Below are 22,211 nucleotides of genomic sequence, written 5' to 3' on the forward strand. Positions count from 1 at the left end.
GAAACATAAAAATCAGGCGTAGAAAATGTATTGATGATATAATTTAAAAAAAGGAGGAGCGTTTGCATCGCAAAAATAATAATCCGCCGACTTAATTTTAAAATTAGAAGTCCCAGCATAAATAATAGGACTCCATTCAGGTGTTAAAACAGCGGTTGCTATGTTGAAAAAGAACGTTTTTACTACAAAATTATCCGACTTTTTTTGAAGCTGAACCACTTTGTCCATACAACAGCTCTCTTTCGATTCAGAAACAGAACTGCAACAACCTTTTTCCTTGGTTTGTTCAACGGAGGATGACTTTAGATAAACTGGAGCTATCGAAGCGATTTCTCCACCACAATAGTGCACATTTACAGCCATTCCCATATTGGAAACCAACAGGAAAATAGCTAAAAGTAAACTAATGTGTTTCTTAAACTTCATATCGCAAAATTAACAATTTAATGTCATACTATATTCTAACAGGTGTTAAACTTTAAATTTCAAAGACTTGTCCCATTAAAGGCACGGAACAATCAAAACCATAATTCTCATTTATTTTTATGCGAAGTTCATCTGCTGGCTGGTTTTCGCCGTGAACTAAGAATACTTTTGTAGGTTTATTTTCTAATTCTGAAAGCCAGTCGAGTAATCCCTTTTGATCCGCATGTGCCGATAGTCCTTCTATTTCATGAATCTTTGCTTCAACAGGATAATACTTTCCATAGATTTTAACCTCTTTGGCTCCTTCGAGTAATTTTCGGCCACGAGTTCCTTCTGCCTGATACCCAACAATAACTACTGTCGTTTCAGGCAAACCAATGTAGCGTTCTAGATAACTCAAAACTCTTCCTCCAGTTACCATTCCGCTTGCTGCAATCACAACCTTTGGACCTTTATTATAAATTGCTTCAATTGTATCTTTATAGTCTGTAATCATCACAAACATTCTACTCATTGCCTTACAATCTTCCAATGAAAGTTTATGCCATTTTAAATTATTGAAAAAAATATCGAAGGCTCCTACTCCCATTGGGGAATCAATAATATATGGGATATCTGGAATTTTCTTTTCCTGCTTCAGTTGCCATAGCAAGAACATAATAGTCTGCGCCCGCTCTACTGCGAAACTAGGAATAATAGTTGTACCTCCATTTGCAAAAGTAGCGTTAATGTAGGTTTCTAACTCAGCCTTGGCATCTGTATCGGGATGTAATCGATCTCCGTACGTACTTTCGAGAAATACATAATCCGCTTTTTTAGGTTTTGTTGGCGGGAACATCAAAACATCATTATCACGCCCAATATCACCTGAAAAAACCAATGTTTTATTTTCGAGCATTAGCTCAATACTACATGCTCCTATGATATGTCCCGCATTGACAAAAACAGCGGAAATTTCAGCATCTAAATCAACTGCTTCGTTTGTTTTAACTACTCTAAAATGCGGAAAAACTTTTTCGGCTTGCTCCACCGTATAAAGCGCTTCAGCAACCTCGTGTTTAGAATATTTTTCTTTATTCGCTCTTTCAGCTTCCTCTTCCTGTATTTTGCCACTATCTAGAAGAATAAGTTGAGCGACCTCTTTTGTTGCACTTGAACAATAAATTTTACCTTTGAACCCTTGATTGACTAACCTTGGCAGCCAACCGCAGTGATCTAAATGTCCATGCGTAAGAAGCACAAAATCTATAGAGGAAGCCAAAACCGGCAACGGATTCCAATTCAATTCCCGCAAAGGTTTTATTCCTTGAAACTGTCCGCAATCGATTAAAATCCGAATTCCATTGCTTTCTACTAATGTTTTTGAACCTGTAACAGTTCCTGCCGCTCCTATAAATATTACTTTCATGACCTAGTTTTTAAGGTTAAACAAACGATAATTACATTAAATACATCTAACTAATTCTCGTACTTCTTTTAAAACATTTCTAATTCTATTAGCACTCACGCCTATTTTCTCTAATTTTTCTGAATGATTTACCAGTTCTTTTGCCAAGATTACATCTAATACCAACAATTTATCTTTTTCAGCCAAAGACAAGGTTGTAAGACAAGTTACAGGATAAAGACAATCTCTATCATTTATGGTTTTCAAATTATTGTCTACCGGATAATCCCAACTTAATAAATTCATCCCGGAACATTTGGCAAAATCTACTGCATCCGATGAAAATTGATTATTGGTTACTAGCCAACATTTTGAAATGAATTCATTTTTTGCAAAAACGATTTGTTTTCTTTCTTTCAGATCGTTGAATCTCGCGTAAACGTATAAGGTGTCTTTTATGTTTGACTTATTTTCTCTCGCCGAATGAAATTTACATTCCACCATAGCCAATTCATCGTTTTTCTTAATCAAAACATCAATTTCATGAGAAACGCATTTGCCCGGTAAAGTTAAATTAGTAGTAGTTTGGTAACCTTCAGCCGCAAAAAGTCGTGCAACATATTTTTCGAAGAAAAAACCAGCCGGACCTAATAATTGCAAAGACGACCTTAAATTATACCTTGCTGCATGTGAGTTGGCATCTTTTTTCAATAAAGCGAAAGCCCGTTTGTAAATTTTTTTTGTGGTAATTCCTTCGTAGATATCTTTGCCTATTTCGTTCACGATATTCTCAACAACCAACTTGTCAGCTCCAGATTTCATCAGCGATTTCCTGAGTTTTTGATGATCAAATTCGACCACATCACCAGAATGTTTTATTATCTTCATATCTATAATTATTTGGCTATTAGAGAAATAAAGCCGTTATTAAAGATAGTTAAAAAAAACTATTTATGTAGCTTCTGATAGTAAAATGCCGGGATAAATAAAATCACAAAAATAGGTTGGATAAGAAATCGGCGTACATAAAAAAGCATTAGGTTATTATGCGCTCCGTAGCAATAAATTACAGCGAAAAAGGCAACTATTAAAATGATAAAAAAAAAGACGTATAAAAATGTAGCGAACTTAATCATTGCAATGTCCTTAAAAAGCACATAAATTAAAGATAAAGATAAAGCCGTATTTAATCCATAACGAAACAGTAGTCCCGCTATTAAGTGCAGAGTATCATAAGTAGGTAATGGCAATGCATTATAATCGCTTTTGAAATAATTTAAAAAAGGGTCGTAAAACAACTGGTCCTCATAAGCTCGCACCATAGCAAGTAAAAGCACAAAAATAAGTCCCAAAAGAACTCTTACCTTATTTAACAGTAGTGACTGTAGCATATAATGAAAATTTACGAATCCAGATTAACCACAAGATAAAAACCACTCCATATATAAATAATGGAAATAAAACTCCATGCAGTAAAGACAGCTGCGACGGAAAATGATATATCAAGGCACTCAACAGCGCGATTCGGATCACATTTAATACATAAATAATTACACTACCTGCGAAAATAAAAAGCAGCGTTGGTTTTAACTTTCCCGAAAAGGAAACAACAAATGAAATAAATAAAATAATAATACTCACCGCATTACATCCTTCAATCATCCTTGCAACATATGTATGATTGTATATCAACTTAATAAATGTCCCCGACTTATTTTCTTCTATCGCTGCATCCGCAGGAAACAAATCCAGGAACTGGACTGTATTCTTTGCCACTAATCTTGTAATAGAATCAATTTTATTATTTTCGAACCTACCCAAAAAAACTTGATACACTACTGTAAGAATGATAAAAGTTAAAAAAAACTTTATCAAAAAAAGCAAAAAAGGTTTGTAGCGAATAAAATATTTTTTCAAAATCTATTTTTTTAACAAATTTATATAATTTTTAAAAGGGACTTTAAATACTTTTGCTTAAAAATTATAAACCATGACATTTCAGGAATTACAACCAAAGGTAACTGCAATTACTCTAAATAATAGTCTTTCCAGAGACGAAAAGCTTTTATCTGTTTGCCAACTACTTAATGAGAATATAGAATATTACAACTGGGTTGGATTTTATTTTGCTAATCACGATTCAAAAACTTTGCATTTAGGGCCTTATGTAGGTGCAGAAACGGATCATACTGTAATTCCATTTGGAAAAGGAATCTGCGGACAAGTGGCAGTTTCTAACAATAACTTTGTGGTACCAGATGTTGCTGCACAAGATAACTACATCGCGTGTAGTTTTACAGTGAAATCAGAAATCGTAGTTCCACTATTTGTAAACGGTGAAAACATAGGTCAAATTGACATCGACAGCCATGTAATTGATCCTTTTACAGAGGCAGACGAGCGTTTTTTAGAATTTGTAAATCAGGAAATTGCAAAAACGTTTACAATTTAACAAGCTGAAAACTATTGCAGTAAATCTTAGATAAAATTTATATTGTCATTTTAAAAATAAATATTATCTTTGCACCCGTCTTACAATACATGTATGACATACATAAAAATCATTAAACAAATATTGGAATGTATTTAACGAAAGAGATTAAAGAAGAAATCTTCGCACAACACGGAGAAAAAACAAACACAGGTAAAGCAGAAGCTCAAATTGCTTTGTTCAGTTTCAGAATTAGCCACCTAACAGAACATTTGAAAAAAAATCGTCACGATTATAACACAGAGCGTTCATTAGTATTGCTAGTAGGAAAAAGAAGATCTTTGTTAGATTACTTGAAAAAGAAAGAAATCAACAGATATCGTGAGATTATCAAAGTATTGGGTATCAGAAAATAATCAATATATTAAAGAGGCGCGAGAGTGCCTCTTTTTGTTTTTACCCCCACACCCCCTAAAGGGGCAAAATTAAGAATAAAAAAAGTTTGGTTTTTCATTGGGTTTTAGGCATTAACTACGCAAACAACAACTACAACACAACTAGAACCCATGTTTAACTAATAAATTAAATTTATGATTCCACAATTATTTGTAGAAAGTATCGATTTAGGTGATGGCAGAAACATCACAATCGAGACAGGTCGCTTAGCTAAGCAAGCTGACGGATCTGTAGTAATTAGAATAGGAAAAACTGTAATTTTAGGAACAGTAGTATCTTCAAGAAAAGCAAGTCCAGGTATCGACTTTTTACCATTAACGGTAGATTATCGTGAAAAATTTGCTGCAGCAGGACGTTTTCCTGGTGGTTTCTTTAAGAGAGAAGCTAGACCAAGTGACAGCGAAGTATTAACAATGCGTCTAGTTGACCGTGTTTTACGTCCACTTTTCCCAGATGATTATCATGCAGAAGTACAAGTTATGATTCAATTGATGTCTCATGACGAAGATGTTATGCCAGATGCATTAGCAGGTTTAGCAGCATCAGCAGCTTTAGCTTTGTCTGACATTCCATTCGAAACACTAATCTCTGAAGCTAGAGTTGGTCGTATCGACGGAAAATTCATCATCAACCCAAGCCGTGCACAATTAGAATTATCTGACATCGACATGATGATTGGAGCTTCTATGGATTCTATCGCAATGGTAGAAGGTGAAATGAAAGAAATTTCAGAAGCAGAAATGCTTGAAGCAATAAAATTTGCTCACGAACATATCAAAAATCAAATCTCTGCTCAATTGCGTTTGCAAGCTGCTTTTGGAAAAAAAGAAGTTCGCACTTACGAAGGAGAAAGAGAAGACGAAGCTATTTACGCTAAAGTAAAAGCAGCATCTTATGATAAAATATATGCAATTGCAAGCAAAGGTTCTTCTAAACAAGAACGCACAGCTGCATTTGACGAAGTAAAAGACGAAGTAAAAGCTTTATTTACTGAAGAAGAATTGGCAGTAGATGGAGACTTAGTTTCTAAATATTTCAAAAAAACAAACAAAGAAGCAGTTCGTAACGTAACCCTAGATTTAGGAACACGTTTAGACGGAAGAAAAACTACAGAAATTAGAGATATCTGGTGTGAAGTAGATTACTTACCATCTGTACACGGATCGGCATTGTTTACACGTGGAGAAACGCAAGCATTGGCAACTGCAACTTTAGGAACATCTAGAGAAGCAAACCAAATTGATTCTCCATCTCAACAAGGTGAAGAAAAATTCTACTTGCACTATAACTTCCCTCCTTTCTCAACTGGTGAAGCTCGTCCTTTAAGAGGAACTTCAAGAAGAGAAGTAGGTCACGGAAACTTAGCGCAAAGAGCATTAAAAAATATGATTCCTGCTGATTGTCCTTATACCATTCGTGTTGTATCTGAAGTATTAGAATCGAATGGTTCTTCTTCTATGGCAACAGTTTGTGCTGGAACATTATCATTAATGGATGCTGGTATCCAAATGATTCGTCCCGTTTCTGGAATTGCGATGGGATTGATTACTGACGGAGATCGTTACGCTGTATTGTCTGATATTCTTGGTGATGAAGATCACTTAGGAGATATGGACTTTAAAGTAACTGGAACTTCAGAAGGAATTACAGCTTGTCAAATGGACATCAAAATTGATGGATTGAAATACGAGATTATGGAAGCAGCATTAGCGCAAGCTCGTGACGGACGTTTACATATCCTTGGAAAATTAATCGATACTTTGGCAACTCCAAAAGAAGATGTTAAAGCTTACGCTCCAAAAATTATTACAAGAAGAATTCCTAATGCATTCATCGGAGCATTAATTGGACCTGGAGGAAAAGTGATTCAAGAATTACAAAAAACTACAGGAACTACAATCGTTATCAATGAAGATCCTGCTACTGAAGAAGGAGTTATTGAAATTTTAGGAACAGATCCTGCTGGAATCGAAGCGGTATTGGCAAAAATAAAATCGATCACTTTCAAGCCTCAAATGAATGAGTCTTATGAAGTGAAAGTTATAAAAATGCTGGACTTTGGCGCAGTGGTTGAGTACCTTGACGCTCCAGGAAATGAAGTTTTACTTCACGTATCTGAATTGGCATGGGAACGTACTGAAAATGTTTCTGATGTAGTTAATATGGGAGATACTTTCCAAATTAAATACTTAGGAATGGACCCTAAAACAAGAAAAGAAAAAGTGTCTAGAAAAGCACTTTTACCAAGACCTCCACGTGAGGAAAGAAAAGAGTAATCAGATCTTAGTTTACTAAAGGTTTATTTATAAAAACCCCCTTTTCATTCATTTGAAATGGGGGTTTTGACTTTTAATTAAAGTATTTATAAAATTATTGTAACTTTTTTGCAACTCCATACGTATAACTACTTGTACACTTAAAAGAGGACACAAAAACATGAGACAACTTAAAATCACCAAGCAGGTAACCAATCGTGAAACTGCTTCATTAGACAAATATTTACAAGAAATTGGAAAGGTTGATCTTATTACCGCTGACGAAGAGGTTGAATTAGCACAAAAAATTAAAGCCGGGGATCAAAAAGCCCTTGAGAAATTAACAAAAGCAAATTTACGTTTCGTTGTTTCGGTAGCAAAACAATACCAAAATCAAGGGTTAACACTTCCTGATTTAATTAACGAAGGGAATTTAGGATTGATAAAAGCAGCACAACGTTTTGATGAAACTCGTGGATTTAAATTCATCTCCTATGCGGTATGGTGGATTCGTCAATCAATACTACAAGCTTTGGCAGAACAATCTCGTATCGTTCGTTTGCCTTTAAATAAAATTGGCTCTATCAATAAAATCAACAAAATGTATGCCTTATTAGAGCAATCTAACGAGCGTCCACCTTCTGCTGAGGAAATTGCAAAAGAACTAGACATGACTGTAAATGATGTAAAAGAGTCTATGAAAAACTCTGGTCGTCACTTATCAATGGATGCACCTCTTGTTGAAGGAGAAGATTCTAACCTTTACGATGTATTGCGTTCTGGTGAATCTCCAAATCCAGACAGAGAATTAATCCACGAATCTTTACGTACTGAAATCGAGCGTTCATTAGAAACATTGACTCCAAGAGAGGCTGATGTAGTTCGTTTGTACTTTGGACTTGGAGACCAACACCCAATGACTCTTGAAGAAATTGGAGAAACTTTCGACCTAACTCGTGAGCGTGTGCGTCAAATCAAGGAAAAAGCAATCCGTAGATTGAAACACACTTCTAGAAGTAAAATACTAAAAACCTACCTAGGTTAAAAATATCCCCCAATTAAAATCTTTAAACTATTAAACATTTTAATTCAAAATGAACAACAGTTTGATTGACTGTTCGTTTTTTGATTGATGATTGAAACTCCGGCTGATTACCGGAGTTTTACTTTTTCAGTAAAACCCTCGGTCTGTTCGAGCGAAGCTCTCGGGTTTCCGGAGTTTTACTTTTTTAATCTGGACTTGTTTCAGATTCTCCCCTCCTTTATCCCCTTTTTTTTATTGAAATTGCATTTTGTAATCGCAATTGATTTCGGCGTTACCCTTCATAAAAACTTCGGGTCGGGCTTTCCATTGCAATCTTTTCCTTTTTAAAGAAAAAAGAAAAAGGATTTTCATTGCAATCCCTAACGCAACAACCCTATCCCAATTTCAATTTGTGCTCACAAAAAAATTTCCGCATTTGTTTTAAATAACCTAATTTTGCAAAAACTACAACTTAAAAATCTGAAATAAATTCAGATTAAACAACACTAACAGATTTCAGCAATAACAATATGTTGAAATAAATTCAGCTTAAAATGAAAAATACACTTATTGCACCCTCAGTATTGGCTGCCGATTTTGGAAATCTACAACGCGACATCGAAATGATCAACAATAGTGAGGCAGACTGGTTTCATATTGACATCATGGATGGTGTTTTTGTTCCCAACATTTCGTACGGAATGCCAGTTTTGGAAGCAATTAACAAGCATGCTAAAAAAACGATTGATGTACATTTGATGATTGTAGATCCAGACCGTTATATCAAGACTTTTGCTGATCTTGGTGCTAATATCCTAAGCGTACACCTTGAAGCCTGTACACATCTTCACAGAACGCTACAAGCTATCAAAGCGGAAGGAATGAAAGCTGGAGTAGCAATTAATCCTCATACTAATATCGACTTGTTAGAAGACGTTATCAACGATATCGACTTAGTGTGTATAATGAGTGTGAATCCTGGTTTTGGAGGACAATCGTTTATCGAGAACACTTATGCTAAAGTTCAAAAACTAAAAGCTTTAATCACCAGAAAAGGAGCAACGACATTAATTGAAGTCGACGGTGGTGTTACAAACAAAAACGCAAAGCAACTTGTAGAAGCTGGAGCAGATGTGCTTGTAGCAGGTAGCTATGTATTTAAAGCTGAAAACCCAACTGCAACTATTGCTGACTTAAAAAAGTTGACAGCAATTTAATAAATCATTATATTTTTTTTTATAACATTTGAAAACTCCCGTACTACATTTAATACGGGATTTTTTTTATAGTACTTCCGTGTATTGATCCAATAAGTATTTTATCAAATCTGTAGTAGTAACAATACCAACTAATGCATCGTTATCACAAACAGGCAAAGCATGAAATTCATTTTTAGATAAAATTTCGGCAGCCTCTTTTATGGTCGTTTCAGACGAGATCACGACTATATCCTTAACCATTACTTGATTTATGGCGAACATATTAAAGACAATAGAATCTACCTTTTCAGTTTCATCATCAACCAACTCTGCATAAGAGACCCTCAACAAATCAGTGTAACTGAGTAATCCAACAATCTTATATTCACTTACAACCGGAATGTGTCTGATTTTATTTGCTTTAAATAAGGATTCAGCTTTAGTTAAATCATCAGAAAGATTCAACTTAATTATATTTTTAGTCATAATTGTGGATACTGGTACATTCTGTTTCATAACATCATAGTTTTTAATTGTACTTAAATTTACAACAAAAAAAGAAGAGCGCAACAAACTGAAATAATCCAAAATAATTAGAGGTCACAAATTCTAGTCTTATTCAACGTATATAGATCTTTCGCAACAAGGGAATTTTATAGCTTTAAATCTCGATTATCGAAATTAATCAGCTCCTTAACGTTATCATAAAGCTCTGGAAACTCTTTCTGGAATACTTGAGGTGTTTCAAAAAAATGTTCTAAAATTACTGCCAAAAACTCCATTTGATTAGTATAAGCATAAATTCTGAAATAATTAGACGCGACAAGTTGGTTCAACACGTTAGGTCGCACTAAATACTCTTGTATTTTTACATAAGTACTCGCAAAAACAACACTACTTTGATCCCTACTTCTCAACCCATGAAAATACAATGCATGGGAAAACTCATGTATTCCAAGATTAAGGTTATCATTATCAAAACGATTTCCTTCCATAAAATCCTGCCAAGAAAAAACCAAGGCTTTTAATCTGGGATTGAATTCTCCCTTATGATACTCTTCTCGTACGGTCGATAAATAAGAGTGTGAATAAATGATTATCTTATCAAAAACATTAATCAAATAATGTCGCATCCCAAAAGTCAGCATTACATAAGAAGCAGCAATTAAAACCTTACACTGATCAGTAACTACAAAATTATCTTTCCCGAAAAACTTATAGTTTGTAATAAAGACAGCCATTCGATGTTCAAAAAACAGTTTTCTATTTTCAGATAATCTTTGGTAAAAAGCGCATTCCTTTCTTAGAATATCTCTCTGCGGCAGACTCAATTTTTTTTTAAAAGGATACCAATGAATATATAGCGGCTTATTAAAAACCATGACAAATAGCGGTTCAACAATTAGCCTTACAACAAAAAGAACTATTATGATTCCGATAAATCCAATTAGAAAAACTTGAAATACATCCATCGTTACTATAGCTAAAATCCTAGAGATTTGATTTGGCATTAAATCTACTGTTTTAAAACAAAAAAGCAATAAAATGGCAAAACATATTTTGCTACTTTATTGCTTCTATTATAGTGGCCGCGACAGGGTTCGAACCTGCAACCCTCAGAGTCGAAATCTGATATTCTATCCAGTTGAACTACGCAGCCATATTGAGTAATGAATTAGGAATTTTGATTTAGGATTATTTTCCCAATCCCAAATCAAAATTCCTAAATCCTAAATCTTAAATTATTTAAACCAATAATTTCTTAACTATTGAAGAGATAGTTTTACCTTCGGCTGTTCCTCCTAGTTGTGCAGACGCTAATCCCATTACTTTACCCATTGAAGCTATTCCGCTTGCACCAGTTTCGGCAATGATTTTTGCAATCACAGCTTCTACTTCTGCTTCGCTTAATTGCGCAGGTAAGAATTTTTCAATAACTGCGATTTGTGCTAATTCTGGTTCAGCAAGATCTAAACGGTTTTGCTCTGTGAAGATTCTTGCGCTTTCTTTACGTGTTTTAACTAATCTTTGAAGTAATTTAACTTCATCATCCTCTGAAATTTCTTCTTTTGAACCTGAAGCTGTCTGAGCTAAAAGGATTTCGGATTTAATTGCTCTTAAAGCTTCTAAAGCTACTGTATCTTTGGCTCTCATGGCAGCTTTAAGCTCGTCCATGATTTGTACTGATAAACTCATTTTTGTTTTTATTTGATTAAGCAAGACTGCTTAGTTTAATTACTAGTAACTTGTATAATATTTTTTTTTCTGCCCCTGATTGTAGTGAAAAGCCTTTTATGAGAAATTGCATTTTTCTTGAACTTAAAAAGCGACCGAAGGAAGCTCTTTTAAGGACTTTGAAAAAAGCAGTTTCGAGAAAAAGCTTGAAACGAAATAAGGATTAAGGCCCATAAAATAAAAACCCACATTACATGTGCGAAGATAAAAAAAATAACCCGAAAATTAAATTCAATTTTCGGGTTAAATAATAATGAATTATGTACGTATTAATCTACATTATCATGTAAAAAAGAATTGTTAGAACGCAACTGTAAATCGTTGTTACTATCAGTTCCAACAGATATTCTCGAATTTGTATTGTTTGACTGTGTATTTGAGATGTCAATTCCTAATCTCTTATAAGCAGGCTCTTTTTCGTATTCATCCAATTTAGAAACATTATTATGAAACTTGTAGTTGAATTCTTTCAACTTTTTTCTTCTCTCGTCAGCTCTAAGCTTCAAAGTATCCTCTATTGTCATTTCCATAGGAGAGATTTCCTCGAATCTTGTAGGAGCTTCTACACTAGCTTGAACTTGCTTCATCGTGATGTTCATCTCAGCAGGAATAACTTCTTCAACCACTTTTGCAACTGGTTTAGAAGAGGCGAAATTATCTTCGACTTCCATATACTCTTCAAGAGAATACTTGATAATTCCTTTATCTGACAATTCAGTCACAGGTACAAATTGAACGGGTTGGTTCACCTTGATGTCACGTGTTTCATTAGTCAATTCAAAAAATATTTTTTCTTCTTCTTCTACTTTTTGCACTGGCTCTGGCTTGTATACTGGCTCAGACTTATGAACTGGTAAATCAAAAGAGAAAGTAGTTTGTTCTTGTCTTTCTATCGCTTTTGGCTGTTGCACTTCTTTTACTTCTGCAGCTCTAGGAGAAGAGAAAGTAAAATCAATATCTTTAATAGGAGAAACAATTTCGAAACTAACATCTAGGTTCTTAATAAACTCAGACATTGCCATCAACTCTTCGTTTCCCGCAACAGGAACTACTGGCTCTGGAGTAACCTCGTCTTCCACTAAATCGAAAACAACTCTTTGATTAGACTCTGAAACTGTTTTTTCAGCGTTTAAATCAAATCCCGCTACTGTGTTTTGTGATAGATTATGAAAACTTCTTTGTTCATCCTCTAGTGTATGAATTATTTTTTTTGGCTCTGTGTTTACAATTCCATTTTGTTGTTCAATATCAAACCCCGTTGCAATGATGGTAACTGCAATGGCATCACCTAATGTTTCGTCTTCACCAACACCCATAATAATATTGGCATTGTGACCCGCTTCATTTTGAATATGGTCGTTAATTTCCCCAATTTCATCTAAAGTGATTTCATTAGAACCTGAAACGATGAGCAACAATACGTTTTTGGCACCTGTAATTTTATTATCATTTAGTAAAGGAGAATCTAAAGCAGACACAATTGCCTCTTTAGCTCTGTTTTCACCTTCAGCATTAGCTGATCCCATTATCGCAGTTCCGCTATTAGACAAAACTGTCTTAGCATCACGTAAGTCGATATTTTGAGTATAGTGGTGTGTTATTACTTCTGCAATTCCTCGAGACGCAGTCGCTAAAACCTCATCGGCCTTTGAGAATCCAGCTTTGAAACCAAGGTTTCCATATACTTCTCTAAGTTTATTGTTATTGATAACAATTAAAGAGTCTACTTGCTTGCGCAGTTTTTCGATTCCAATTTTCGCTTGCTCTTGACGCACTTTTCCTTCAAACAAGAATGGAAGTGTTACAATACCAACCGTAAGAATTTCTCTTTCTTTAGCTAATTGTGCAATTACTGGCGCAGCACCTGTACCGGTTCCACCACCCATTCCAGCAGTGATAAAAACCATCTTAGTATTGCGATCCAACATCTTTTCAATTTCAGCGATACTTTCTATAGCTGATTGTTGACCTACGTCAGGATTTGCTCCTGCACCAAGTCCTTCAGTTAGGTTCACACCTAGCTGAATTTTATTAGGAACTGAACTGCTTTGTAATGCCTGAGAATCAGTATTACAAACAATAAAGTCTACTCCTTTAATTCCTTGTTTAAACATGTGGTTTATGGCGTTACTTCCGCCTCCACCTACACCAATTACTTTGATTACATTTGATTGGTTTTTTGGTAAATCAAATGAAATACTTCCAAATTCTGAGTTGCTCATCATTTTATTTGGTTTTTGATATTAATTATTAATTGTTGTATTTTGTTATTGGGTCTTTGCCCTATTCTGCGTTATCTAAAAAATCTTTGATCTTGTCGACATAGCGATCAAAAAAGGAGCGTTTTATTTTGTCTCCAGTAGATTCTTCCTTAGTAACATTCCTAGCCGTTTCTAATTCTTGCTCTTCTTCCTCTCTTCGATCCTGAACCTCCATAACAGGGGCACGATATGGCGCTGCTTTTGGCTGAACAATTTCGTCTTTTCTAACAGCACTTTGCGTATTATTTTCGATGCTGTTCATCACTAACCCTACTGCCGTAGCATATAATGGACTAGAAAATTCCTCATCAGAATCACCTGCTAAATGCTCGTTTGGATAACCTATTCTAGTATCCATCCCAGTGATGTATTCTACTAACTGCTTAATATGTTTTAGTTGCGCACCGCCACCTGTAAGAACAATTCCAGCGATTAACTTCTTGCGTGGATCTTCATGTCCGTAGGCTTTGATTTCTGTAAAAACTAACTCAACAATTTCAACAACACGCGCGTGAATTATTTTTGACAAGTTTTTAAGAGAAATTTCTTTTGGCTCTCTTCCTCTTAATCCTGGAATAGAAACTATTTCGTTATCTCTGTTTTCACCTGGCCAAGCTGAACCAAATTTTACTTTTAATAATTCTGCTTGTTTTTCAATGATTGAACAACCTTCTTTTATATCATCAGAAATTACATTTCCTCCAAAAGGAATTACGGCAGTGTGGCGTATAATTCCATCTTTAAAAATTGCTAAATCTGTTGTTCCGCCACCAATATCGATTAAGGCAACTCCAGCTTCTTTTTCTTCTTGACTCAATACAGCGTCACAAGATGCTAATGGCTCTAATGTCAATCCTGACAATTCGATCCCTGAACTTTGGATACATCTTCCTACGTTTCGAATAGATGATGCTTGCCCCACAACAACGTGAAAACTAGATTCTAGTCTTCCGCCATACATTCCTATAGGCTCTTTAATTTCAGATTGACCATCAATTTTAAATTCTTGTGGCAAAACGTGAATAATTTCTTCCCCTGGCAACATAGCCAATTTATTCACTTGGTCAATCAAAAGCTGAATATCAGCTCCGCCTATAACTTCCTCAGGATTACTTCTACTGATATAATCCGTATGTTGAATACTGCGTATGTGTTGTCCAGCAATTCCTACCACAACATCCTTAATTTTATAACCTGAATTATTTTCGGCTTCTTGAACAGCTTGTTGGATGGATTGTATGGTTTGTGTAATATTATTCACAACTCCTCTGGCCACACCTAAACTTTTAGATTTACCAACTCCTAATATTTCCAACTTACCGTATTCATTTTTCTTGCCTATCATGGCAACAATTTTTGTTGTCCCAATATCTAGACCCACTGCAACATTCTCTTTTTCCATTTATCTATTTATTTAGTGCAAACTACTTGTTTTGTAAATCTGAGGTCTATTTTTTTATACTTATATAACGAACTATCTAAAACTGCTTTTTGAAAAAAGGCCTTATAATCTTTGAATTTTTGCTCCATATTTGCAATATCTCCAAAATCAATTTCATAATTATAATTCCTATTGAGCATTTTCAACCGTCCATTGTGCATAACTTCTATAGCAATGATGTTTTTTTTCAAAAAATCATCGTCATAAATTGCACGGAATAATTGAGAATATTTTTCGCTATTTTTTCTATTAATCACCCCCGAAACAAGCGGAACTCTGGCCGTAAAATTGTCTGAAAGCGGCATGATACCACCCTCGTAATCAACATAAAAAGAACCTTCTTTATCGAAAACCCTTGCTACTGGTGTCTTTTGAACTACTACCGCTTTAAGAACACCATCAATACTTACAAACACATCTGATTTGTCAATCATCTCATTTGAATTCAGTCTTCTTTCTAGCTTATTCAAATCTAATTTATCTTTTCCAATGCTTGAGGCATTCTCTTTATTTTCTATTAACAATTTATTAACCGTTTCTCTTTTTACAAAAAGAGCATTATCTCCTTCAAAAACAACGACAGATTTAGTGAGTTTTCTGTTTTGATTTCGATTAGAAGAAAACGAAAAAAGAAAAATTACAACCCCTAACATGAGCACTAATCTTATGTTTGTCCAGTTAAATATTTTCATTTAGCGCTTTTTTAATTGACCCTACTAATTCTCCAATATCTCCCGCTCCAATCGTAACGATTATTTGAGCATCACTTTCCAGGATTGCCCCTATCACATTTTCTTTTGAAACTAATTTTTTATTTTTATTTTCCACTTTTTTCAACAACCATTCTGATGTTATTCCTTCCATCGGCAATTCTCGTGCTGGATAAATATCCATTAACAACAACTCATCAAACTGCGATAAACTTTTGGCAAAATCATCAGCAAAATCTTTTGTTCTACTGAACAAATGGGGCTGAAACAAGGCTAAAACTTTTCTAGTAGGATATAATTCTCTTACCGCCTGATAAACCGCATTAATCTCTGTTGGGTGATGCGCATAATCATCGATATAGACTAACTCATCTGTTTTTATCTGATAAGAAAACCTTCTTCTTATCCCTTTAAATGAAGCCAGGGCTATTGCAATGGCATCGGTTGGGGTGCCGAAATTTATTGCCATTGCGATAGCCATCAAGGCATTCATTAAATTGTGTTTTCCAGGTAATCCAAAACGGAAATCTTTCAAAATTTCATCTGGTGTTTTTACATCAAAAATATAACTCCCGTTATCGATCCTAACATTAACTGCACTGTAAACAGCGTCTTCACTCACCGCTACGGTAACGCCTTCTAAAGGTAATTCGGTGGTGATAAATAATCTACTTTTATCTTCTACTTTATTTGCAAATTCAACAAAGGATTCTTCTATCGCATCACTGGTTCCATAAATATCTAAATGATCCGCATCCATTGATGTAATACAAGCGATATTAGGATACAAATGTAAAAACGAACGATCAAATTCATCTGCTTCAACAACGGTAACGGTTTTTCCGTTTCCTACTAAATTCGAATTATAATTTTCTACTATTCCTCCAATAAAAGCAGTAACATCTGCACCGCTATCATGCAAAATATGGCCTAAAATACTAGACGTTGTTGTTTTACCGTGCGTTCCCGCAACCGCAAAACAAAAAGTATCTTTTGTAATTATCCCTAAAACTTCTGCTCTTTTCTTAATACTATATTCACGTTCAACAAAATAATTCCATTCCGAATGTGTTTTAGGAACTGCAGGCGTAATAATTACTAAGGTGTTTTCGATATAATAATCTTCAGGAATCAAATCGATCCTGTCCTCAAAATGAATTGCAATACCACTATCAATGAGCTCTTTTGTCAAAGCTGATGGCGTTTTATCATAACCGGAAACTTGCTTGCCGATATTTTTAAAATACCGAGCCAAAGCGCTCATTCCGATGCCACCAATGCCGATGAAGTAGACGTTATGTATTTGCTTTAAATCCATTTTTTATTTTTTCAATTGCAAATCTTACTTGCTATTTTATTAAAGTTACTATCTTATCTACAATCATTTTTGTAGCGTTAGGCATCGCTAATTGTTTGATATTTTCGCTCAATTGACTTTGCTTTCCCTTATCTTTTAACAGCGCTTCAAAAACCAAGCTAAACTCTGAATCAAGTTCTGATTCTTTTAACAATAGCGCACCTTTTTTATCAACAATAGCTCTTGCATTTTTTGTTTGATGATCTTCCGCAACATTAGGCGACGGGATAAAAATTACTGGCTTACCAACAATACATAATTCCGATACTGAGGACGCTCCCGCTCTGGAAATAATAATATCTGCTGCAGCATATACATAATCCATTCTTTCGATAAAGTCAACCACCTGCACTGTCGCAGAATTGTATTTTTTATACTCTTCGAAATACAATTTGCCGCACTGCCATATTATTTGAACATTTTGTTTTTGAAAATTAGCCAATTCTTTTTCGATCAATTGATTTACTCTTCTTGCCCCAAGGCTTCCACCAAGAACTAATAGTGTTTTTTTATCAGCATCTAAATTAAAGTACGCAGTAGCAGCTGCTCTTTTAGTTTCAATATCAATTAAATCCTCACGAACTGGATTCCCAGTTAGAACCATTTTTTCTTTTGGAAAAAACCGTTCTAGATTTTCATAAGCCACACAAATTGTATTTGCATTCTTGCTTAATAATTTGTTTGTAATCCCTGGAAACGAATTCTGTTCTTGAATCACTGTCGGAATCCCCATTATACTGGCCATTTTTAACAATGGTCCGCTGGCAAATCCACCTGTTCCAATAACTACATCCGGCTTAAACTCATTTAATATTTTTCTTGATTTCCATAAACTATCGGCTAATTTCAATGGAAACATTAAATTTTGGGCACTTATTTTTCTTTGCAAACCTGCAATCCACAAACCTCTGATTTTAAAACCGGACTGAGGTACTTTTTGCATTTCCATCTTATCTCTGGCACCAACAAAAAGAAAATCAGCATCAGGAAAGCGAGATTTTAATTCATTTGCAATGGCGATTGCAGGATAGATATGTCCACCTGTTCCACCACCACTTAATATGAATTTATATTGTCTCATCTTGTTGAAAATTTTAGTTTAAAAATTAACTAATTCCTTAGTACTATTATTTATTTAAAACCGCATTCATGGGGTTTGAAGTTTTATCTTGTATCGAATAATCCTCCTCCATCTTATGTTCCGATTCTAACTCAGCATCGATTAATTTTTGAAGTGCTTCTTCACGCTTAGCAGCTGTCTTTAGTTCTTCTTCAATTTCCTCATCCTTTTTAGTTACACTGATAATAATTCCAAGTGCAAAGCAAGTCATCCAAATAGAACTACCTCCACTACTAATTAGCGGTAAAGTCTGACCCGTGACCGGCAATAATTCTACAGCAACAGCCATATTGACCATCGCCTGAAATATCATAGGAAAACCAAGCCCAACGACGACTAACTTTCCAAAGGTTGTATTAGCTTTATGCGACGCTATCACGAATCGAAACAGCAATAATAAATATAAGACTAGAACTCCAAATCCGCCGATAAGACCATATTCTTCGACTATAATTGCATATATAAAGTCAGACGAGGATTGCGGTAAAAAATTCTTCTGAACACTTTTTCCAGGACCTAATCCATAAATTTTACCCGATGCAATTGCAATCTTAGCTTTCTCAATTTGGTAATCATCTTCATCCGGCTTATCCGTACTGAAATTTTCGATTCTACTCTCCCAAGTGCTTACCCTACTAAAAAATCGCGAATCCGGAAAAGCTTTGGCGACAAGCACAAAAAAAACAAGAAACAAAAACCCTGAACCTACAATCGCTCCAAGATATTTTAATGGGTATTTTCCAATAAAAACTAACATAAGTATCATTGCAAAAATTAATGCTGTAGTAGAGAAATTAGCAGGCAAAATTAGAATCAAAGTTACAAATACCGGCAACCACAGTTCCCATAGCGAGGTCTTAAAGCTTATTGGCTCTTCTCTAGTTTTAGATAAATAACGGGCTACAAATATAAACAACACTACTGATGCCAATGTCGACGTCTGGAATGACATCCCTATAAAAGGAACCTGAATCCATCTACTTGCATTTGCCCCAGCAATTACAGTTCCTTTGATTAGAGTATAAAGTAATAATAACCAAACCACGGGTAACGCCACCTTAGATATTGCTCTAAAATAATGATACGGAACTCGATGTACGCCATAAATAATTAGAAAACCGATACAGATATGAACTAAATGTTTTACCAAATACCCCAATGTATTTCCAGTTCCATGTCCTAAATAAGCCAAATTACTACTGGCACTAAAAACAGGCATAAACGAAAACAAGGCTAATAAAGCCACAAATGACCATATTACTTTATCTCCTTTTAATTTACCTATTAGTTGTTTCATTTGCATTATTTATATATTCTTTATAAAATCTAAATCTTAACTCTAAAATTATAGATTATGAACCGCTTGTTTAAATTGATTTCCTCTATCCTCATAGCTTTCAAACAAATCAAAACTCGCACATGCAGGCGACAGCAATACAGCATCTCCCTTCTCGGTTAATCGTTGTGCCATTCTTACAGCATCATTCATATTTGTTACTTCAACCATCATATCAACTACATTCCCAAAAGCATCGATGATTTTCTTATTATCAACACCAAGACAAATAATAGCTTTTACTTTTTCACGTACTAATGACATCAATTCATTGTAGTCATTTCCTTTATCAACACCACCCACAATCCACACTGTAGGCATATTCATACTGTCTAGTGCAAAAAAAGTAGCATTTACGTTAGTTGCTTTTGAATCATTGATATATTGTACATTTTGAATTTTCAATACATTCTCAAGGCGGTGTTCCACTCCTTGAAAATTAGATAAACTTTCACGGATTGTTGCTTTTCTAATTTGCATCAATTTTGCCACAGAGGTTGCTGCCATTGCATTTTTCATATTATGTTTTCCTTCTAATGCAATAGATTCTGTTTCCATTAAAAATTCATCCTGATTGATTTTTACTTCCATTTTGTTGTTTTGTATAAAGGCTCCTTCGTTGAATGTTTTTGTCAAAGAAAAAGGGATTAATTTAGCGTTCGTTTTATTATTTCCTAACCATGCTGTAATGGCCTCGTCATCTGCGTCATAAATGAGGTAATCATCCTCGGTTTGATTCATTGTAATTCTCATTTTAGAATCAATATAATTTTGATAATTATAATCGTATCTATCTAAATGATCGGGACTTATATTTGTAATAATAGCAATATGGGGTTTGTAATCCACGATCCCGTCCAGTTGAAAACTACTCAATTCTAATATGTAAGAATCGTATTTATCTTCAGCAACTTGCAAGGCAAAACTCTTACCTATATTTCCGCCCAATCCTATGTTTAATCCACCCGATTTAAGCAGGTGATAAGTCAACATCGTAGTGGTCGTTTTTCCATTGCTTCCTGTAACTCCTATTGTAACTGCCTTAGTAAAAGGAGCGGCAAATTCTATTTCAGAAATCACCGAAATCCCTTTTTCAACCAGTTTTTTTACAATTGGAGATTTATCTGGAATCCCAGGACTTTTCATGACTACATCGGCATTTAGAATTAAATCCTCTGTATGCTTTTCGTCTTCCCAATCAATACTATTATCTATAAGAACTTTCTTGTAATTCTCTTTTATCTTTCCAAAATCAGATACAAAAACATCATATCCTTTTTTCTTACCCAAAATGGCAGTACCTACTCCACTTTCTCCTCCACCTAAAACTACTAGTCTCATATTATCTTAATTTTAGAGTAATGATCGAAAGTATCGCGAGAAGAATAGCTACAATCCAAAATCGAGTTACAATTTTACTTTCGTGGTAACCCTTCTTTTGATAATGATGATGCAATGGCGCCATCAGGAAAATTCTACGGCCTTCGCCAAAGCGCTTTTTGCTAAATTTGAAATAAGCAACTTGTATCACAACCGATAGATTTTCAACCAAAAATATTCCGCATAATAATGGAATCAGCATTTCTTTTCGAACAGCTATTGCTAGCACAGCTATGATTCCACCAATAGTCAAACTTCCTGTGTCTCCCATAAATACAGATGCAGGATAGGAATTGTACCAAAGAAATCCAATTAAAGCCCCAACAAAGGCAGCAATAAAAACGGTCATCTCCCCTGAATTAGGGATGTACATAATATTTAGATAATTCGAAAAAATAATATTTCCAGAAACGAAGGTGAAGATTCCCAGCGCTAAAACCGATATCGCCGAAGTTCCTGCTGCGAGCCCATCGATTCCATCTGTTAAATTGGCTCCGTTTGAAACTGCCGTGATAATAAAAATAACTACAGGAATAAAAATTAACCAAGCCCATTTTTCATATCCTTCTCCTGTCCAAGCTAATAATTCAGCGTAATCAAATTCATTATTTTTGAAAAAAGGAATTGTAGTAGCTGTCGATTTTTCCTCAACCGGACTCTGCGTTATAACGTTCTCCGTCGAAACTCTAAAAACATCAGCTTTTCCAGTATCAGTACGTACAGTAACTCCCGGACTAAAATAAAGAACAGCACCAACAATAAGACCTAAACCTACTTGCCCAACTACTTTAAAACCACCTTTTAATCCTTGTTTATCTTTTTTAAATATTTTGATATAGTCATCTATGAAACCAATTGTCCCCATCCATAAAGTAGTTACAATCAAAAGCACTATATATATATTTTGCAGTTTTGCAAACAACATAACAGGTACAAGCGTAGCAAATATGATGATCAAACCTCCCATGGTTGGCGTTCCCGCTTTTTCATTTTGACCTGCTAACCCAAGTTCGCGAACAGTTTCTCCTACTTGCTGATTTTGCAAAAAACGGATAATTCTTTTTCCATAAATTGTAGACAACAACAACGAAAGTATAAAGGCTAATGCCGATCGAAACGTTATATATTGAAAAACTCCCGTCCCTGAGACATTCAGTGTCTTGTCTAAGTATTCAAAAAAGTAATACAGCATA

At 34.8% G+C, this 22,211-nt stretch carries 21 protein-coding genes and 1 tRNA gene; 5 read left to right on the forward strand and 17 right to left on the reverse strand.

What is annotated here, in order from left to right; all coding sequences use genetic code 11:
* Positions 1-12: 12 nt before the first annotated feature.
* From FQU23_RS01295 to xrtF, 5 genes are read right to left on the reverse strand one after another with little or no spacing between them, the layout of a single operon-like run.
* Positions 13-426 carry an HYC_CC_PP family protein gene (locus FQU23_RS01295; RefSeq protein ID WP_147672256.1) on the reverse strand — a complete coding sequence of 138 codons (414 nt, stop codon included), beginning with the start codon at positions 424-426 and terminating at the stop codon, positions 13-15.
* 52 nt (positions 427-478) lie between these two features.
* A complete protein-coding gene (locus tag FQU23_RS01300) occupies positions 479-1,834 on the reverse strand; it encodes an MBL fold metallo-hydrolase RNA specificity domain-containing protein (protein WP_147672257.1) in 1,356 nt (451 codons plus the stop codon).
* Between the two features lie 36 nt (positions 1,835-1,870).
* A complete protein-coding gene (locus tag FQU23_RS01305; protein ID WP_147672258.1) occupies positions 1,871-2,701 on the reverse strand; it encodes a restriction endonuclease in 831 nt (276 codons plus the stop codon).
* A gap of 59 nt (positions 2,702-2,760) precedes the next feature.
* Complete coding sequence (locus tag FQU23_RS01310) at positions 2,761-3,204, reverse strand: exosortase F system-associated membrane protein (RefSeq protein ID WP_147672259.1); 444 nt, start codon at positions 3,202-3,204, stop codon at positions 2,761-2,763.
* Positions 3,179-3,730, reverse strand: a complete 552-nt coding sequence (gene xrtF / locus FQU23_RS01315; RefSeq protein WP_147672260.1) for an exosortase family protein XrtF — start codon at positions 3,728-3,730, stop codon at positions 3,179-3,181. The genes FQU23_RS01310 and xrtF overlap by 26 nt, the downstream gene beginning before the upstream one ends.
* A 73-nt stretch (positions 3,731-3,803) precedes the next feature.
* On the opposite strand from xrtF, the gene FQU23_RS01320 reads away from it, so the two are divergent.
* From FQU23_RS01320 to rpe, 5 genes are all read left to right on the forward strand, one after another.
* On the forward strand, positions 3,804-4,265 hold the full coding sequence (locus FQU23_RS01320; RefSeq protein WP_147672261.1) for a GAF domain-containing protein: 462 nt from the start codon (positions 3,804-3,806) through the stop codon (positions 4,263-4,265).
* A gap of 128 nt (positions 4,266-4,393) precedes the next feature.
* The gene (gene rpsO / locus FQU23_RS01325) at positions 4,394-4,660 is read left to right on the forward strand and encodes a 30S ribosomal protein S15 (protein WP_132108418.1); all 267 of its coding nucleotides are present in this window, start codon (positions 4,394-4,396) and stop codon (positions 4,658-4,660) included.
* A 174-nt stretch (positions 4,661-4,834) separates the two neighbouring features.
* Complete coding sequence (locus tag FQU23_RS01330; protein WP_147672262.1) at positions 4,835-6,976, forward strand: polyribonucleotide nucleotidyltransferase; 2,142 nt, start codon at positions 4,835-4,837, stop codon at positions 6,974-6,976.
* Positions 6,977-7,136: 160 nt separating this feature from the next.
* Entirely contained in the window at positions 7,137-8,000 is an 864-nt protein-coding gene (locus FQU23_RS01335; protein WP_007137700.1) for an RNA polymerase sigma factor RpoD/SigA, read from the forward strand.
* A gap of 533 nt (positions 8,001-8,533) precedes the next feature.
* The gene (gene rpe / locus FQU23_RS01340) at positions 8,534-9,196 is read left to right on the forward strand and encodes a ribulose-phosphate 3-epimerase (RefSeq protein ID WP_147672263.1); all 663 of its coding nucleotides are present in this window, start codon (positions 8,534-8,536) and stop codon (positions 9,194-9,196) included.
* Positions 9,197-9,262: 66 nt separating this feature from the next.
* Here the strand turns inward: rpe and FQU23_RS01345 are convergent, their stop codons facing one another.
* From FQU23_RS01345 to mraY, 12 genes are all read right to left on the reverse strand, one after another.
* Positions 9,263-9,694 carry a CBS domain-containing protein gene (locus FQU23_RS01345; protein ID WP_147672264.1) on the reverse strand — a complete coding sequence of 144 codons (432 nt, stop codon included), beginning with the start codon at positions 9,692-9,694 and terminating at the stop codon, positions 9,263-9,265.
* 137 nt (positions 9,695-9,831) lie between these two features.
* Positions 9,832-10,689 carry a zinc-dependent peptidase gene (locus FQU23_RS01350; RefSeq protein ID WP_147672265.1) on the reverse strand — a complete coding sequence of 286 codons (858 nt, stop codon included), beginning with the start codon at positions 10,687-10,689 and terminating at the stop codon, positions 9,832-9,834.
* 75 nt (positions 10,690-10,764) lie between these two features.
* Positions 10,765-10,838: transfer RNA gene (locus FQU23_RS01355), tRNA-Arg, on the reverse strand.
* A gap of 86 nt (positions 10,839-10,924) precedes the next feature.
* On the reverse strand, positions 10,925-11,374 hold the full coding sequence (locus tag FQU23_RS01360; protein ID WP_132108427.1) for a GatB/YqeY domain-containing protein: 450 nt from the start codon (positions 11,372-11,374) through the stop codon (positions 10,925-10,927).
* A gap of 308 nt (positions 11,375-11,682) precedes the next feature.
* Complete coding sequence (ftsZ, locus tag FQU23_RS01365; protein ID WP_147672266.1) at positions 11,683-13,638, reverse strand: cell division protein FtsZ; 1,956 nt, start codon at positions 13,636-13,638, stop codon at positions 11,683-11,685.
* A 58-nt stretch (positions 13,639-13,696) separates the two neighbouring features.
* Entirely contained in the window at positions 13,697-15,076 is a 1,380-nt protein-coding gene (gene ftsA / locus FQU23_RS01370) for a cell division protein FtsA (protein ID WP_132108431.1), read from the reverse strand.
* Between the two features lie 8 nt (positions 15,077-15,084).
* Positions 15,085-15,807: a cell division protein FtsQ/DivIB gene (locus FQU23_RS01375; protein ID WP_147672267.1), complete on the reverse strand. Its 723-nt coding sequence runs from the start codon at positions 15,805-15,807 to the stop codon at positions 15,085-15,087.
* Positions 15,794-17,143, reverse strand: coding sequence for a UDP-N-acetylmuramate--L-alanine ligase (murC, locus tag FQU23_RS01380; protein WP_147672268.1), 1,350 nt, complete (start codon positions 17,141-17,143; stop codon positions 15,794-15,796). The genes FQU23_RS01375 and murC overlap by 14 nt, the downstream gene beginning before the upstream one ends.
* 31 nt (positions 17,144-17,174) lie before the next feature.
* Positions 17,175-18,263: an undecaprenyldiphospho-muramoylpentapeptide beta-N-acetylglucosaminyltransferase gene (gene murG / locus FQU23_RS01385; protein ID WP_147672269.1), complete on the reverse strand. Its 1,089-nt coding sequence runs from the start codon at positions 18,261-18,263 to the stop codon at positions 17,175-17,177.
* A 46-nt stretch (positions 18,264-18,309) separates the two neighbouring features.
* Complete coding sequence (locus tag FQU23_RS01390; RefSeq protein WP_147672270.1) at positions 18,310-19,599, reverse strand: FtsW/RodA/SpoVE family cell cycle protein; 1,290 nt, start codon at positions 19,597-19,599, stop codon at positions 18,310-18,312.
* A 48-nt stretch (positions 19,600-19,647) separates the two neighbouring features.
* The gene (gene murD, locus FQU23_RS01395) at positions 19,648-20,979 is read right to left on the reverse strand and encodes a UDP-N-acetylmuramoyl-L-alanine--D-glutamate ligase (RefSeq protein ID WP_147672271.1); all 1,332 of its coding nucleotides are present in this window, start codon (positions 20,977-20,979) and stop codon (positions 19,648-19,650) included.
* 1 nt (position 20,980) lies between these two features.
* Positions 20,981-22,210: a phospho-N-acetylmuramoyl-pentapeptide-transferase gene (gene mraY, locus FQU23_RS01400; protein ID WP_147672272.1), complete on the reverse strand. Its 1,230-nt coding sequence runs from the start codon at positions 22,208-22,210 to the stop codon at positions 20,981-20,983.
* Position 22,211 lies beyond the last annotated feature (1 nt).

Source organism: Flavobacterium sp. XN-5 (assembly GCF_008033395.2).
Taxonomy (GTDB): Bacteria; Bacteroidota; Bacteroidia; order Flavobacteriales; family Flavobacteriaceae; genus Flavobacterium; species Flavobacterium hiemivividum.

What these genes read in the sequence shown, in the direction of transcription:
- ftsZ (WP_147672266.1), bottom strand. Translation starts at nt 13,638, where the DNA reads ATGATGAGCAACTCAGAATTTGGAAGTATTTCATTTGATTTACCAAAA.
- FQU23_RS01320 (WP_147672261.1), top strand. Translation starts at nt 3,804, where the DNA reads ATGACATTTCAGGAATTACAACCAAAGGTAACTGCAATTACTCTAAAT.
- murC (WP_147672268.1), bottom strand. Translation starts at nt 17,143, where the DNA reads ATGGATTTAAAGCAAATACATAACGTCTACTTCATCGGCATTGGTGGC.
- FQU23_RS01300 (WP_147672257.1), bottom strand. Translation starts at nt 1,834, where the DNA reads ATGAAAGTAATATTTATAGGAGCGGCAGGAACTGTTACAGGTTCAAAA.
- FQU23_RS01345 (WP_147672264.1), bottom strand. Translation starts at nt 9,694, where the DNA reads ATGAAACAGAATGTACCAGTATCCACAATTATGACTAAAAATATAATT.
- murD (WP_147672271.1), bottom strand. Translation starts at nt 20,979, where the DNA reads ATGAGACTAGTAGTTTTAGGTGGAGGAGAAAGTGGAGTAGGTACTGCC.
- FQU23_RS01350 (WP_147672265.1), bottom strand. Translation starts at nt 10,689, where the DNA reads ATGCCAAATCAAATCTCTAGGATTTTAGCTATAGTAACGATGGATGTA.
- FQU23_RS01375 (WP_147672267.1), bottom strand. Translation starts at nt 15,807, where the DNA reads ATGAAAATATTTAACTGGACAAACATAAGATTAGTGCTCATGTTAGGG.
- FQU23_RS01295 (WP_147672256.1), bottom strand. Translation starts at nt 426, where the DNA reads ATGAAGTTTAAGAAACACATTAGTTTACTTTTAGCTATTTTCCTGTTG.
- murG (WP_147672269.1), bottom strand. Translation starts at nt 18,263, where the DNA reads ATGAGACAATATAAATTCATATTAAGTGGTGGTGGAACAGGTGGACAT.
- rpsO (WP_132108418.1), top strand. Translation starts at nt 4,394, where the DNA reads ATGTATTTAACGAAAGAGATTAAAGAAGAAATCTTCGCACAACACGGA.
- FQU23_RS01390 (WP_147672270.1), bottom strand. Translation starts at nt 19,599, where the DNA reads ATGAAACAACTAATAGGTAAATTAAAAGGAGATAAAGTAATATGGTCA.
- rpe (WP_147672263.1), top strand. Translation starts at nt 8,534, where the DNA reads ATGAAAAATACACTTATTGCACCCTCAGTATTGGCTGCCGATTTTGGA.
- FQU23_RS01335 (WP_007137700.1), top strand. Translation starts at nt 7,137, where the DNA reads ATGAGACAACTTAAAATCACCAAGCAGGTAACCAATCGTGAAACTGCT.
- FQU23_RS01310 (WP_147672259.1), bottom strand. Translation starts at nt 3,204, where the DNA reads ATGCTACAGTCACTACTGTTAAATAAGGTAAGAGTTCTTTTGGGACTT.
- FQU23_RS01360 (WP_132108427.1), bottom strand. Translation starts at nt 11,374, where the DNA reads ATGAGTTTATCAGTACAAATCATGGACGAGCTTAAAGCTGCCATGAGA.
- FQU23_RS01305 (WP_147672258.1), bottom strand. Translation starts at nt 2,701, where the DNA reads ATGAAGATAATAAAACATTCTGGTGATGTGGTCGAATTTGATCATCAA.
- mraY (WP_147672272.1), bottom strand. Translation starts at nt 22,210, where the DNA reads ATGCTGTATTACTTTTTTGAATACTTAGACAAGACACTGAATGTCTCA.
- FQU23_RS01330 (WP_147672262.1), top strand. Translation starts at nt 4,835, where the DNA reads ATGATTCCACAATTATTTGTAGAAAGTATCGATTTAGGTGATGGCAGA.
- ftsA (WP_132108431.1), bottom strand. Translation starts at nt 15,076, where the DNA reads ATGGAAAAAGAGAATGTTGCAGTGGGTCTAGATATTGGGACAACAAAA.